The sequence below is a fragment of the Hyphomicrobium sp. B1 genome (genome assembly GCF_049532635.1).
Taxonomy (GTDB): domain Bacteria; phylum Pseudomonadota; class Alphaproteobacteria; order Rhizobiales; family Hyphomicrobiaceae; genus Hyphomicrobium_B.
Genome location: NZ_CP134871.1, coordinates 3,949,015 through 3,963,434, shown reverse-complemented (window position 1 = coordinate 3,963,434; position 14,420 = coordinate 3,949,015). Strand labels below are relative to the sequence as shown.

Annotated in this window: 14 protein-coding genes; 4 read left to right on the top strand and 10 right to left on the bottom strand. The window is 57.7% G+C overall.

Features of this window, described 5'->3' with window-relative positions; genetic code table 11:
- Positions 1 to 190 precede the first annotated feature (190 nt).
- Positions 191 to 478 carry a hypothetical protein gene (locus RLW55_RS18890; protein ID WP_409562811.1) on the top strand — a complete coding sequence of 96 codons (288 nt, stop codon included), beginning with the start codon at positions 191 to 193 and terminating at the stop codon, positions 476 to 478.
- Positions 479 to 575: 97 nt separating this feature from the next.
- Here RLW55_RS18890 and RLW55_RS18885 read toward each other — a convergent pair whose 3' ends face one another.
- Positions 576 to 776 (bottom strand): hypothetical protein, encoded by a 201-nt coding sequence (locus RLW55_RS18885; protein WP_414462172.1) that lies wholly within the window; start codon positions 774 to 776, stop codon positions 576 to 578.
- Between the two features lie 27 nt (positions 777 to 803).
- Positions 804 to 1,964 (bottom strand): serine hydrolase domain-containing protein, encoded by a 1,161-nt coding sequence (locus tag RLW55_RS18880; protein ID WP_423415060.1) that lies wholly within the window; start codon positions 1,962 to 1,964, stop codon positions 804 to 806.
- Positions 1,965 to 2,152: 188 nt separating this feature from the next.
- Between RLW55_RS18880 and RLW55_RS18875 the strand changes: the two genes are divergently transcribed.
- The gene (locus RLW55_RS18875) at positions 2,153 to 2,497 is read left to right on the top strand and encodes a hypothetical protein (protein ID WP_423415059.1); all 345 of its coding nucleotides are present in this window, start codon (positions 2,153 to 2,155) and stop codon (positions 2,495 to 2,497) included.
- Between the two features lie 65 nt (positions 2,498 to 2,562).
- On the opposite strand, the gene RLW55_RS18870 is transcribed toward RLW55_RS18875, so the two are convergent.
- Positions 2,563 to 2,874 (bottom strand): c-type cytochrome, encoded by a 312-nt coding sequence (locus RLW55_RS18870; RefSeq protein WP_423416436.1) that lies wholly within the window; start codon positions 2,872 to 2,874, stop codon positions 2,563 to 2,565.
- 74 nt (positions 2,875 to 2,948) lie between these two features.
- Entirely contained in the window at positions 2,949 to 3,374 is a 426-nt protein-coding gene (locus RLW55_RS18865) for a c-type cytochrome (protein ID WP_423415058.1), read from the bottom strand.
- A 98-nt stretch (positions 3,375 to 3,472) separates the two neighbouring features.
- Between RLW55_RS18865 and RLW55_RS18860 the strand changes: the two genes are divergently transcribed.
- On the top strand, positions 3,473 to 3,829 hold the full coding sequence (locus tag RLW55_RS18860) for a c-type cytochrome (RefSeq protein ID WP_409563241.1): 357 nt from the start codon (positions 3,473 to 3,475) through the stop codon (positions 3,827 to 3,829).
- 158 nt (positions 3,830 to 3,987) lie between these two features.
- Entirely contained in the window at positions 3,988 to 4,275 is a 288-nt protein-coding gene (locus tag RLW55_RS18855) for a hypothetical protein (protein WP_409562817.1), read from the top strand.
- A 762-nt stretch (positions 4,276 to 5,037) separates the two neighbouring features.
- Here RLW55_RS18855 and RLW55_RS18850 read toward each other — a convergent pair.
- The 6 genes from RLW55_RS18850 to RLW55_RS18825 form a co-directional block, all read right to left on the bottom strand.
- A complete protein-coding gene (locus RLW55_RS18850) occupies positions 5,038 to 5,670 on the bottom strand; it encodes an HAD hydrolase-like protein (protein WP_414462175.1) in 633 nt (210 codons plus the stop codon).
- 251 nt (positions 5,671 to 5,921) lie between these two features.
- The gene (locus RLW55_RS18845; RefSeq protein ID WP_423415057.1) at positions 5,922 to 9,089 is read right to left on the bottom strand and encodes an efflux RND transporter permease subunit; all 3,168 of its coding nucleotides are present in this window, start codon (positions 9,087 to 9,089) and stop codon (positions 5,922 to 5,924) included.
- 3 nt (positions 9,090 to 9,092) lie between these two features.
- A complete protein-coding gene (locus tag RLW55_RS18840; protein ID WP_423415056.1) occupies positions 9,093 to 10,199 on the bottom strand; it encodes an efflux RND transporter periplasmic adaptor subunit in 1,107 nt (368 codons plus the stop codon).
- A 22-nt stretch (positions 10,200 to 10,221) separates the two neighbouring features.
- Positions 10,222 to 11,055, bottom strand: coding sequence for a polyphosphate kinase 2 (gene ppk2, locus RLW55_RS18835; RefSeq protein ID WP_414462178.1), 834 nt, complete (start codon positions 11,053 to 11,055; stop codon positions 10,222 to 10,224).
- A 154-nt stretch (positions 11,056 to 11,209) separates the two neighbouring features.
- Positions 11,210 to 12,271: a calcium/proton exchanger gene (gene cax / locus RLW55_RS18830; RefSeq protein WP_423415055.1), complete on the bottom strand. Its 1,062-nt coding sequence runs from the start codon at positions 12,269 to 12,271 to the stop codon at positions 11,210 to 11,212.
- 24 nt (positions 12,272 to 12,295) lie between these two features.
- A complete protein-coding gene (locus tag RLW55_RS18825; protein ID WP_423415054.1) occupies positions 12,296 to 14,086 on the bottom strand; it encodes a SulP family inorganic anion transporter in 1,791 nt (596 codons plus the stop codon).
- Between the last annotated feature and the right edge of the window lie 334 nt (positions 14,087 to 14,420).

Genomic DNA, 14,420 nt, shown 5'->3' with positions numbered 1-14,420 from the left:
CTGGCATCAGCCTGACGGATATTTTCGGCGAATTTCAGGCTTTTTCGCACCGGGCAAAGGTATCTTGCGTCCGCGGCGGCGGCAACTCATGTGGCAGCGCGCGGCGTTGCCACCGACGTCCTCTTGCGCTCTTTCCGATGCGGTATTAGCAAACGGCCGTAAAGTCGGCGCTCGAAGGGAGAATGGGCTAATGGCGGAGACGACGGATACGAACGCGGCAATCGCCGAACTGAAACGCGAAATCGCCGAGCTTTCGGGATTGTCGCTCGCCACGGGCGTTATTCTTACGCAGCTTCTGCAGAAGATCGTGAGCCGCGAGATGAGTCCGCAGAATGCTGCGACGCAGATCGTCGGCAACGCCCGCGAGGCAATCGAGGGCTTTACATCGCATGTAGACGTCGATCCGGCGATGAAGAAGCGGGCGCTGGAAGCGGTCAAGCAGTACGAAGACCAGATCCGTTCGGTTCTGCCGATCTAGCTTCATTGGCGCGCGGTGACATGCGGCCTACGCCCCAGCCGCCGCGCGCTGACAAATTTTTCTGACGCTGTCGAGTGTCGCGCGACCTGACACGGTGTCAGGGTCCGCTGCTCGGACGGATGCGTTTCAGGAGATCCCAAAGCGGGAGCGCCGCTAGCCCCCCGACCATGCCGCCGACATAGCTCGGCAGCGGGAAGCGGAAGACGGCTTGCCAGATCAAACCAGCGACCCAACTCGCCACCAGCATGGCGACGATCGTGACGAGCAGGCGTTGCCAGAAGGGAAGAAAGAGAGACATGGGCGGTTCTCAAACTGCTGCGGATCGCTATTTCTCGAATTCTTCGTAAAGTGCTTTCATGACTTCCAGCGTGGCCTCGTCCACTTTCTGGCCGCCTATATTGCTCGTCACCACGATGGCAAGATCGTGATCTGGGTCGACTGCGATGGACGCGAAGTTCAGACCGTTCGATCCATTGTGCGTGAGGATCGGTTTTTCCGTCCAGTTGAATTTTGAAAGTCCCCAGCCGAGCGCGTAGGCTCCAGATTTCGGCGTGCCGGGCTTTGGATTCTTTATCTCCATCGAAACGGCCGGCGCCTCCAAGATTTTCAGCGTCTCGGGTGTCACCAGGGCCGGGCCGCGCTTGCCGCCGCCTGCAATCCATCCAGCCCAGGTCGCGAAGTCCTTGATGCTCATATGTGCCAGCCCGGCTGGACCGAGGGAAGCCGGCAGATCTGCGCTTTCGCCCCATGCCATCGGTGTGATCTTGCCATCAGCCTCGATGCGATGGCCAACCGGTGCGTCGTAGAGACCAAATGTTGCTTGAGCGCCGAGGCCCGCCGTCGCCAGCCCGAGCGGTTCGTAAATCCGCTCATACATCAGACGCTCCCAAGGCTTGTCCGCCGCTTTTTCGATCATCGCTCCGGCGGTGATGTAGCCGAGGTTCGAATATTGAAACTTGCCGGATGCCGGAAAGCTCGGGTCGTGCTTCGAACCCCAGGCGTCGATCATGTGTAGACGCCAGTCCTTGAGCGTATGCTCGTAGGCGTCAGCGCTGAAATAAAGTTTGCCAATTTCTTCATTGTCGGTCGGTATGCCGCTCGTATGCGAGAGCAACTCTTTCAGCGTGATGGCGTCGAACTTCGGCCTGAGATTGGGAAGATCGGAGCCCAGAACCTCTCCAATGGTCGAATTCCAACTCAGTTTGCCTTCTTCTACCATCATCGCCGCGAGGGTTGCGGTCATGGCCTTGGTGTCGGATCCGAGGTGATAGCGGTCATCGACCGTGACCGGAATTGTCGTTCCCGCCACACGCACGCCTACCGCGCCAACTGCTACGAGCTTTCCATCTTTAACGACCGCCGCCGCGAGCGACGGGAGTGCATGTTTTGTACGGATCGGGTCTAGCAGCGTATTGAGTGAAATCTCGGCGCGGGCGGTTGCTGCGAACAGAAGGGAGGCAGCGAGAAAGACGAACGGCATACGCATTAGGGCACTCCAGCTTTCGGTGAAGCATAGCCCGTTTCAGGACGAAGTGTCTCAACGGCCGGCTGTTAGTGACGGATTTGGTTGAGCTGCCGTTAAATTTTTGGCCGCCCACGTACTTACCGGGCGGATGGTACAACTCTAATTCGCCGATGGTTTCAGTTGCCTCAGTTCGGCGACATGATTTTGGAATGCGGATGATTGCAATAACAGAATTTTTCGATCGCCTTTGTTTGGATCGGCATTTTGCCAATGATGCATCTGGCGACACCCTGGTATTTCCCTTTGCTCGAAGAGGGCGCGGCTATTTATTACCTGCAGACAAAGAAACCGGCGTCCGCCGGGCGCTGCGCGTACAGATTATCGCCTCGTGGATTGCCATGCTTTCGTTCTGCATTTTCGGCGTGTGGATGACGATATCCACCGAGAAGCAGGCATGGCACGATTGGCTTGCGATCGTGTCGTGGTTGGTCTTCATCATCGCGTACTTGATCTATTCGCGTTTCAGCCTTGTCCGCGGTCTTGCGCGGGCGTGATGACGTGCGTTGCGCCGATACGGCTCACCGAATGCAGACATAGTATCAAGATCGCTGTCCGATCTCTATTTAGGCGGCGGACGATTTTTGAGACTCATGATGTAGGCGATAACGTCGTTACGGTCGTCCGCATGCAGCACAAAATTCGGCATCGTGGGATGAGATGTGTCCAGCCACACAGCGAGTGCACGTCCGCTCATGCCAGACGTTTGAGCGACACTTGTGAAGGAGGGAGCATCGGCATTGGGTGATTTCGGATTTCCGAAGTCTATCGCATGACACTCAGCGCAGTGTTTCGCGGCGAAATTGTATCCCTGTCGTGCGTCGCCAATCTCCTGGCTGTCGACGGCCGATGGCGTTGAGACGGCGGCGAGCATTGCAGCCGTGGCGAGCCCTCGCATCGTTTTGGAATGCAACTGATGCATGCGGCTTCTCCTCCGTCCATGTTCTCTTATTTCTCGGTTCGAAGTGACATGATGTAGCCGGTGAGATCTCGGATCTCGACGCGCGTCAAATTAAGATTGGGCATCGGCGGATGTGGCCGCGTAAGCCACGTAGCGAGATGGTCCAGTGTTTGTCCCGGTTGATTGGCGATGCCGGCAAACGTCGGAACATCGCTAGGGACCGGAGCGTTCGCCGGTTCTCCAATCAAATGACAGGACGTGCACAGCTTGCGCGCGAGATTGTTTCCGTTCTCGATGTCGGGATGTTTAGATTCCGCTTTGCCGGGCTCTTCTTTCAAGTTCGGCGGCGCATCCATCTGCTGTGCCAAAGCTGAAATCGACAGCGGAGCCGTACAGCCAAACGCAATGACCGCAAATGCCAAAGCTTTAGTCGCAAAAGTTCGCGTCGTACGTATCGCCGATTTCGCCGTCATCTTGCCCCTCAAAATCCATTGTTCGAAATCAATACGATTGTGACATCGGTGCGCTAGGTCATGAATTGACGAAGCGCAAATTGGCCGGGTGGGTAGAGATGATTTATTTGAGCGTGGATTGTCGTGCATTGATGCTGGCGCTAGGCTTCGTCTTCTTAGTGTCGAGTAACGCAAGCGCAAACGGGGATGAGCAAGAAGCGGCTAAGGGCTTGGCGATCCTGCAAAAGAACTGCGCGCGTTGTCATGCGCTGGGATTGACGGAAAACAGCCCGCACGCTCAAGCGCCGCCGTTTCGCGATATCGTCCATCGCTATCCTGTCGAGGATCTCGAGGAATCGCTGGCGGAAGGCATTATGTCGGGTCATCCCGATATGCCCGAGTTCAGCTTCGATCCGGACCAGATTGGGTGGATCATCGCCTACCTCAATAGCCTAAAAGCCAACGAAAAAAGGTAACTAGACGACGTTTTTTTAGCGCTTCATCCGTAAGCAGAAGGCGGCCGTGGCCTTGGGTCGCCGATCGGCGTGGAACAGCCCCGCATGTGGACGCGTTGGCCTTTGTAGTTGAGGACGCGCAAAAAACTGCCAGCGCGCCCAGGACATGGAGGACTTCGATGAAGAGGACATTTGTCGCTATCATCGGCGCGGTTTCCATCGCGGCGTTCGCGGCGCCGATTGCGCACGCGGATTCCATTAGTGGTGTCGAAGGCGCCCGCGCCAAAGAGCGCCAGGGCCGCTATCTCAATCGCAGCGACCGCGAGCATCTTCGCCGTTACGGTAGCAACGATGACTACGGTTGGCGTGGACGCTATCGCTATTACGATGATGGCTATTACGATGATGGCCCCGGTGGCGTGAGTGTTTACGTTGGCCCTGGTGGCGTCGGCGTTTACGGTTACTGAGCGCTGACGATCGAATCTCAAAGCGCGCGAGGCGAGCGGGTGGATAATCCTGCGACGCCTTGCGCGCATTTGCAAAATGCGGGGGCAATCGTTGATGAAGCCAACCGGCGCCTGCCTGCAAGCACGTCCCCCAAAAAGTTCCGCCCACAGAACTTAAAATATAGGCTTTTGAGGCTGTTTTCTTGCGGCGGATATTTCCTGTGAGATCGTTTCAAAACGTATGCGGCGAGTATCTCTGTATCGCCGTGCAATTGCAGCGGCTTGGTCGGTGTCAAGCCGCGTCATTCGCAATCAAAACAAAGGAGAGACCTCGGGATGAAACGTTTCGCACTTATTTGTTTAATGGCAATCGGAACGACCATCGGCGGCACGGCAGTATCAGCCGCGCCTGCATCGACCAGCCTTGCCGGCGTCGGAAAAGCGCAGAGCGGCGTAGAGCTTGTTCGGCATAAACGCGGACATTGGAAACGCAATCGCCATTATCGCCACAAGAATTGGCATCATCGGCGTCACTGGCGGCACAATCGCTATCGTGGTTGGCATCGCTATCATCGCCGTCCGTGGAACTGGCGTTCGCGCGGTTGTGTGATCATCGGACCGGTTTGGATGTGCCCATAAGAGACGTTTGCGTCTCTATGATCGACTGCGTTTTTTTGTGGAAGAGCCGGGCGTCCGTCCGGCTCTTTTTTTTATGCGAGTTCTCTCGGCGCCTTCCGTGCCCGGGAGGCGGAGAGCCGAGCGCGGATGACATTTTGGATTGGTCTAGCTCGTGAGCAGGTGCGCACCGATGTCCTCGATACGCTCGAATATCATATCAGGTTGGAGCGTGCGTAGTTTTTCGGGTGCGGTGTAGCCCCAGGTCACGGCGGCGAAGTCAATGCCGGCAGCGCGGGCGGCATTAAGGTCGCGGGCTTCATCGCCGATCGCCAGAACCTGATGCGGGGCGACACCCGCGCGTTTCATCACGCGACGGAATTTTCCGGACTTGCCGAAGAGGGCCGCGCTGCAATTGTAATCTGAGAAGAGGGCAGTGTTCTCGGGACCGAGAACGACTTTCGCGTTCTCCTCGTTGTCGGATGAGACGAGCGTCAGCGTGACGCCTCCGCTCTTCAGCGTGCGCAGCATGTCGCCTGCGCCGGGAAAGAGCGAGATAGTCTCGAGCTGCGTCGATTTCAGCTTGCGCATGTAGCGGGCGATCATCGGCAATTTCCAGCGCGGTACGCCGAGGTGTTTCAGAATCTCGGGGACGTCGGCACGGCGCAACGGTTCGATCTCGTCTTCGCTGACGCGGCGCAGGCGGAACGCATCCGCCACGTCGTTCAGGCTGCCGATGAACCAGGGAAAGCTGTCGGCGAGGGTGCCGTCGAGATCGAAAATAACCAGCGAATAGCGCATGTGCTAATGACGGCTCCTCTAGCTCCGACCCTGTCTCGGAACGGAGAGGGAGTCAATCGCGCATCACTTGCAGGGTTTTGCGTACGGACCGTGACAGCACCGGCTGCGTATTGTCGCTGAGTGGCAGGGCGCGGGATTTGTCTTTCGTCGGCGTCTTTTGATGGCGCATGACGACTCCCTTGTAGGGAGCAGGCCGCCATGCGCTTAGGCTCGGAAATGTCGGGTGGAACAACCAAGCCTCGTGGCGATGCTTAGCTTTTCGATACCGTGGGGCTCTGATTTCCAGATATAGCCTTCGCCCGCCGCCTGACGGATGGTCTCAAGCGTTCGCGAAGCGCCTGGAACGTCACGTATAGTGACGGGATTGCGAATATCCCGATGAACGACGCGAAAATCATTCCGCCGAATACTGGCGTGCCGACATTCCGGCGGGCGAGTTCGGCGGCTCCAACGGCAATGACAAGCGGCAATAATCCGAGGATGAAAGCGAACGACGTCATCATCACCGGTCGGAATCGCAATCGGCTGCCTTCGGTCGCTGCTTCATGCAATTCGATACCGCGCTCACGCTGCTCTTTGGCAAATTCGACAATGAGAATGCCGTTCTTCGCCGCGAGACCGATCAGCACGACCATGCCGATTTGGCCATAAAGGTCGAGCGTCAGGCCGCCCAGCACGATGGCCGCGAATGCGCCGAACACGCCGACGCTGACCGACAACAGAACGGGGACCGGAATGGTCCAGCTCTCATAGAGTGCGACGAGGAACAGATAGGCGAAGAGTAGGGCAAATCCCAAGATGATCGCCGTCTTGCCTTCGGCGCGCTTTTCCTGAAAGGCCGTATCCGTCCATTCGCCCGCGTATCCGTCAGGCAGCGTGCGTGCGGCGACGGCTTCCATCGAGTTGAGAGCTTGACCGGAGGACACACCGGCCGCCGGGCTGCCTTGAATGGTCACCGCGCGGAGATTGTTATAGCGAATGATCGCCGATGGACCGATGACAGGCCGCACTTCCACCAAGCTCCGCAACGAAATCATCTCGCCTTTGTCGTTTCGCACATTGATCCGAAAGATATCGTCCACGCTCGTGCGATCGGCAGCGTCGGCCTGCACCTGGACCTGCCACGTTCGGCCGAAAAGGTTCATGTTATTGACGAAGTAGCCGCCAAGGGACGCCTGTAGGGCTTGAAAGACGTCGCTAAGTTTTACGCCCTGAACTTGAACTTTATCGCGATCGATATCGAGGTAGATCGATGGATTTGTCGCGGAATACGTGCTGAAGACGCGCGAGAGCTTCGGGTCCTGGTTGGCGGCAACGAGAAGCCCTCGTAATACCTGTGCCAGGGCTTTTGGATCGCCGCCGCGGAGATCTTTCAGAACGTATGCGAAACCGCCACCCGATCCGAGACCGATGATCGGCGGTGGCGCCAACGGTACGACAATTCCGCCCACGATTTCGCGGAATTTTGGCCCCAGCCGCGCGATCAATGCATTGACACCTTGCGAGCGGTCCTTCCTCTCCGCGAAAGGTTTCAGCGTCACAACCATGAACGCGCCGTTGGCCTGGGAATAGTTATCGATGAAATTGAGGCCGATGACGGACGTAACATCCTGGACGGCAGACTCGCCTTTCAAAATTTCCTCGGCCTGCTTCACGACATTGGTGGTGCGCACGACGGATGCACCTCCCGGAAGCTGCGCGATAACGAACAGCGCGCCCTGATCGTCTTCCGGTAGGAAACCAGTCGGCGTGACTTTTGACAGCGCATAGATTCCGACGCCGGAGATCGCCACGAGAGCGAGGCCTACCAACGAGAACCGAAGCATCCGCGCCACCGCGGCGCCGTAGGCGTCCCGAATGTAATCGATGCTTCTCATAATGATGCCAATCAATCCTCTGCGCGGTCCATGGTGCGGTTTCAGAAAAATGCCGCACAGAGCAGGGGAAAGCGTAAGCGCGTTGATGGCAGAGAGGAACATCGACACTGCGATGGTAACGGCAAACTGGCGAAACAGTTCTCCCGAAATTCCAGGGATAAACGCGACCGGCACGAACACAGAGAGAAGAACCAGGGTAATGGCGATGATCGGCGCGGTAATTTCCTGCATGGCGAGTTTGGTCGCCTCGGCGGGAGATAGGTCCGGCCGCTCCTCCATCACGCGCTCGACATTTTCGACCACGACGATGGCGTCGTCGACCACGATGCCGATCGCCAAAACAATTGCGAGTAGCGATACCGTATTCGCCGAATAGCCGATGGCGAGCAGCACGACGAAAGTGCCGATGAGACTGACTGGAACGGCAAGTGTCGGGATCAACGTCGCGCGAACGCTGCCGAGGAAGAGATAGACAACGATAACGACGAGAATGAAAGCTTCTATGAGCGTCTTTTGAACTTCGTGAATGGTATCGGTGACGAACTCAGTCGGATCGTAGGTCACTTTCCAGGCAAGATCCTTCGGGAACCGCTTCTCTGCCGCTGCGAGCTTGGCTTTCACTTCGTTCAAAGTCGCGATCGCGTTGGCGCCGGGAGCCTGATAGATCGCGACGACAGCTGCGGGGCCACCATTAAAAAGCGTTTCGCGGTCGAGATTGGCCGCACCAAGCTCAAGACGCGCCACGTCGCCAAGGCGCAGAATGGAACCATCGGAGTTCGTCCGCAGAACGATCTTTTCGAAATCGGCGACGTTGTTGAGGCGGCCTTTCGTTGTGAGATTGAGCTGCAACTGCTGCTCGTTCGAAATTGGTCGAGCGCCTATGCGCCCCACGGCGGCTTGAATGTTCTGCGCTTGGATCGCGTTGATAATGTCGCCCGTCGTGAGGTTGAGCCCTGTGAGCCGATCGGTCCGGATCCAGGCGCGCATGGCGTAGTCCTGCGGTCCCCACAACGTCGCGTCGCCGACGCCCGGCGTACTTTTGATTTGATCTAGAAGGTTGATCGTCACGTAATTGGAGAGAAAGAGCGGATCGTGCGTGTGCTTCGGCGAGTAAAGTGCGATGACGCCCAGCAACGCTGACGATTTCTTTTTCACCGATACGCCCTGTCGCTGCACTTCCGGCGGCAGGCTCGACAATGCGACCTGGACTCTGTTGTTGACGTTGACCGTGTTAATGTCAGGATTTGTGCCGAGTTCGAACGAGCAGATGAGCGTATAGCTGCCATCGTCGCCGCTGACGCTCTTCATGTAGATCATCTTGTCGACGCCGACGACCTGCGCCTCGATGGGCTGCGCGACGGTCGCATCGACGACCGCGGAATTCGCACCGGGATAGGTCGTCGTAACCTGCACCTGCGGGGGAACGATGTCGGGGTATTGCGCCAACGGGATCGCATAGAGCGTGAGCGCACCCGCAATCGTCGTGACGATGGCGATGACGATTGCGAGCCTCGGCCGGTCGACGAAAATGGCTGAGAGCATTGATCAGCTCCGATCCGTCGTGGACGGCACGGGCGTTGCGATCACCGGAGCTCCCGGCCGGACCCCCTGCAATCCTTCGACGATGACCTGTTCGCCTGCGGAAAGGCCATCTTCGACGACGACGCCGTTTCCGAAATCTCCGCCGGTTTTAATCCTTCGAACCGCTGCCTTTCCATCGTCGACGACGAAGACGTAAACGCCCTCCTGATCGGCAATGAGCGCAGCTTGCGGAACGACGACTTTATCTTGCGGCGTTCCGGTTTCAACGCCGACACGGACGAACTGCCCATCAATCAGGGCACCCTTCGGATTGGGGAAGCTGGCGCGCACGAGCACGGTATCGGTCGACCGGTTGACCGTGACGTCGACGAAGTTGATCGTACCGATTTGATCGTAGACGCTCTGATCCGCAAATCGCAGCGTCGCCTTGAGTTTCGTTAGGTCAAGAGATTGCCCGCTTTTTTGCAGACGCAGAAATTCCCGCTGGCTGACGGGAAATGTCACGTACATCGGGTCCTGGCTAACGATGACGGTCAGCGGCCCGGTGTCTGGACCGACGACATTGCCTTTAGTGATAGTCGACCGCCCGACCTTTCCTGCTATCGGAGCAGTGATAACGGTATATCCGAGGTTGATCTTTGCCGTCTGCAGGTTGGCTTCGTTGATGAGTATCGTGCCTTTGGCTTGCTCATCCGCGGCAAGAGCCTGATCCCGGGCGACAGCGGTACCCACGTTGCGTTCAAGCAGATCTTTTGCGCGATCGAGCTGGACCTCGGTCAGCACTTTCGCGGATTTGCTGCGCTCCAATGCGCCTTGCGCTTCGCTGACGGCTGCTTTGAAGAGGCCGTCTTCTATTCGAAAGAGCGGAGCGCCGGCGGGGACCATCTCGCCTTCCTTGAATTCGATCGCGTCTAGAAAGCCCGTGACCCGGGCGCGGACGTCAACCCGTTCGATCGCCTCCACTCGGCCGACGAAATCGAGAGCATTGGAGATCGGCTTAAGATCGGCACGAACGACGCCGACGGAAATTTTCGGTGCCTCAGCCTGTTGAGCGAGGGCCAGAGGCGGCGCAACGAAGAGCGCAAGGATGGCGAACGAAGCAAGGCGCATTTCGGCCTCCTGGTTCATGTCGTCAATGCGGTTCAGGGACGAGCTTGAACGCGGGGGCGCTATGCTTTTTGGGTTTGCTGACTTCTCTTTTCGGCAGCTTGATCCTGTCGCGCTTGATGTCCTCGTAGGGAATAAGACTGAGAAGGTGCTCGATGATATTGAGCCGTGCCTTCCGCTTGTCGTCCGAGTACGCCACATACCAGGGCGCCCATGCGGTGTCGGAGGCTGAAAACATCTCGTCGCGCGCGTGCGTATAGTCATCCCAGCGGGTGTAGGACTTCAGATCCATATTCGAGAGCTTCCAGATCTTACGGCCATCGTCGATGCGCGCCTCAAGGCGACGCGTTTGCTCATCGGGACTGACCTCGAGCCAGTATTTGATCAGAATTACGCCGGAATCGATGATGGCCTTCTCAACCGAAGGCACGATTCTGAGAAAGCGTTCGACCTGCTTTTCCGAGCAAAAGCCCATGACGCGCTCGACGCCTGCACGATTGTACCAGCTGCGATCGAAGATCACGATCTCGCCGCCCGCCGGAAGATGGGGCAGATAGCGCTGAATATACATTTGAGATTTTTCGCGTTCGGTCGGAGCCGGAAGCGCAATGACGCGGAAGATGCGCGGGCTGACACGCGCCGTAATAGCTTTGATCGTGCCGCCTTTCCCGGCGCCGTCCCTGCCTTCGAATACGATGCAAATTTTTTTCTGCTCGTGGCGAACCCATTCCTGTAGTTTGACGAGTTCGGTATGCAGACGCTTCAGTTCGCGCTCGTAATCCTTGCGTTTCAGCTTGAGGTGATTGCGGGGTCGTTCGCTTTCCAAGGTGGGAGCGTCAGCGCTCTTACTGTCTTCCATGTCATTGCCTCAGCAAACCGCGTGCCCCGCCGTCCTTAATGCAATGTGCCGCCCACTGTTGCCGATATTGCCTGCGTTAGAAAGATCCGAATACGGTCTATCTGAGTAAATTCGTTATTGCGATGCGAACGACTGAACTCCGCGGAAGCGCAAACTAGACTTGCGGAGTCAGGAAGAAAGCGATCCCCAGTATGAAGTAGACGGCTAAAAGTTGAACGCCCTTCAACCAATCCGAGCGGCCGTCTCCGGCAACTTGCCCTGTTACGACGACTGCGAGGAACACCGCGAGCACCAAGCCCTTTCCGAACAGCAAGTTCATAGGGGAGGCGCCGACGAAAAAGCTTAAAAGAACCAGGACGGGAGCGACAAACAACGCGACCTGAACGCTCGACCCGATGGCAATCGATAGGCTGAGATCCATTCGGTCCTTCAAGGCGGCCGTCACCGCAGTCGCGTGCTCGGCAGCATTGCCCAGAATGGCGACCACGAACACGCCGACGAAGAGATCGCTGAAACCGAACGCATGTGCCGTTGGCTCGATCGCGCCGACCAGGATTTCGCTGAGCCAGGCAATTGCCACGGTACACGCTGCAAGAACCCCAATCGCCTGGCCGAGCGGCCAGTTTTTTCTGTGTTCGCTATTGTTTGGTGCGGTCAAGGCCAGAAAGAAGTTGGGGTGAGTACGCACGGAAAATATGAGAAAAAGCCCGTAGAGAACGAGAAGTACAATAGAAATAGCGATGCTCAGTGTGCTCTCGCCTCCGCTATAGCGTTCACCGACAAGCGCGCCGTAAGCAGCGGGAATGACGAGCGCAATAGCCGCCAGTGTCAGCATGGTCGCTTGCGCTCGCGCTCCCGCAGCGTTGAAGTGCTGCTCATGATGGCGCAAACCGCCGGCCAGCATAGCGGCGCCGAGCACGAGAAGAATGTTGCCGACGATCGAGCCGACGATGGTAGCTTTTACGATATCGTGCAATCCGGCGCGCAACGCTGCGAGGGCGATGATCAGTTCCGCGGCGTTGCCGAAAGTCGCATTGAGCAGGCCGCCGACACCTTCGCCGGCGCGGTCTGCGAGTTGTTCTGTCGCTCGTCCGAGCCAGGCTGCTAGCGGCAGAATGGCGACGGCGGACGCGAGAAATATATATGTGTGCTGATTTGGGGCGAGATACTCAAGCGCCACAGCGACAGGGGCGAAGCACAGCAGCCAATTCCACATCGCTTTCTCCTGATGCCGCGCGCGCTATGGCAGCCTATCTTCCCAGTCGACCCAATCGACCGGGATTTCTTTCAGATAGGCGCTGACGGCTGCGCCGATCGTCGGAAAAAACGCTTGTTCGCCGAGTTGTTTCACCAGACCGAAGCGCTTCAACTTATCTTTTACCGGGTCTTTCAACTCGGCGAAGCACAGTGCGATTCCTGCTTTCTGTAGCGTGCGGTCGAGTTCCGCCACCGTGTCGGCTGCGGTGACGTCGACGTTCGTTATAGGTTCGGAGGCGACGACAACCCAACGCGCTGGCGTTGGTGCGGTTTCAACCGCCGTGATCACGCAGTCCTGGAACAGCTCTGCATTCGCAAAAAAAAGAGGCGCGTCCCAACGGAAAAGCACAAGCCCCGGAATGCGGCGCGCATCGGGATATCGGCTGATGTCGTGATAGCCTTTGATGCCTTCAGCGCGGCCGAGAACCGCATAATGAGGCCGCCATGCATCCCAGAGGAATTGCCCGAGGGCGATGATGACCGCGAGCGCGATGCCCTGAATTGCGCCAAACACGGCGACGCCGGCGAAGCATACGATAGAAAGCCAGAATTCCCACTTCTGCATCCGATAGATGCGCATCAGGTCTTGAATTTCAAACAGGCCGATTGCCGAAGCTATGACGACGGCCGCAAGCGTGCTCGTGGGCAAGTTCTGCAATAAGTTGGGTGCAGCGATGATAAGTAAGGCAACTGCCAGCGCGCCAGTGATACCCGTCATCTGGGACCTTGCGCCTGCGGCCTCCGCGACGGGGGTCCGCGATGAGCTACTGCTGATCGGAAAGCCCTGAAAAAATCCCGCCGCGAGATTGGCCGCGCCTAATCCGACAAGTTCTTGGTTAGGATCGACATATGTCCTCGTTCGGGCAGCGTATGCCCGCGAAAGAACACTCGTGTCGGCGAAGGAGATCAAGGCCACGGCGAGGCCACCCGACAGGACTGTCGCGAAATCCGTCGAAAAAATCCAGGGAATGCGAAACGACGGCAAGCCCTGGGGTAGCGGCCCGAGGACTGAAACGCCGGCACTCTGCGCCAGACCCAGCATGCCGACGACGGCGGTCGCCCCAATGACTGCTATCAAGATGCCCGGGACAACTTTGCTGCGCTTGAGAAGCAGGATGACAGCCAACGTTGCAGCGCCGATCGCGAACGCGGTCCAATTCGTTTTGCCGCTCGTAACACCATTACCGATCGCAACGATGTCGCGCAGGGGGCCCTGGCTTTCGATCGAAAATCCGAGCAGCTTCGGCACTTGGCTCAGCAATACCGTCAGGGCGATGCCGTTCATGTAGCCATAGCGGATGGGCTTCGACAAAAGTTCGGTGACGAAGCCTAACTTCGCAAGGCCTGCCGCGACGCAGACGACGCCGGATACGATCGCCATTGCGCCTGCGAGCGCCACTGCCCGCATTGGATCGCCGCCCGAGAGGGGCAACACTACGGCGAGGATGACGGCAGCAAGGGATGAATCCGGACCAAGAACGAGGATGCGGCTCGGACCGAAAAGGGCATAGACGATCAACGGCACAATCGTCGCGTAGAGGCCGTAAATCCCCGGCAAACCCGACGCGACTGCATATGCGATCCCCGCCGGTACAAGCATCGTCGCAAGAACCAAGCCCGCAACCACATCATGCTTTATCCAGCCCGGCTGATAGTGCTTAAGCGTATTCAGGCCCGGAAGCCAACGCTCCGCTGCGCCGCGATCACCTGCCATTTGGGGGCGCAAGACCGGGCGTTGGGTCGGACTTCGTGTCGCCGTGGGGTCAACGGTCATTCAAGGCCCCATATGCAGACTGAGCATGCGCTCCCGCGATAAGGTACGCCGCTCAAATTTTGCTGCAATAGGTGTGCTGTGCCGTTGCGAAGTCCTTGATTGCCGTCAAGTGCGCGATGATAGATTGGCGTTAAAAGTTTCTTGCAGCGAGCGGGCGGTCCGTATGCTGCTCCGCTTTCCAATCTTGATTTTCTTCGGCGTCGGAATATCCTGAACGAACATAGTGTGCAGACTGATCTTTTCCTGAGTTGCCGCATATTTCTCGACGTTCTCAGTCAACGAAGCGCTCGGTATTACGAGCATGAATCCATAAAGCACCGGATGTTCGAAACGC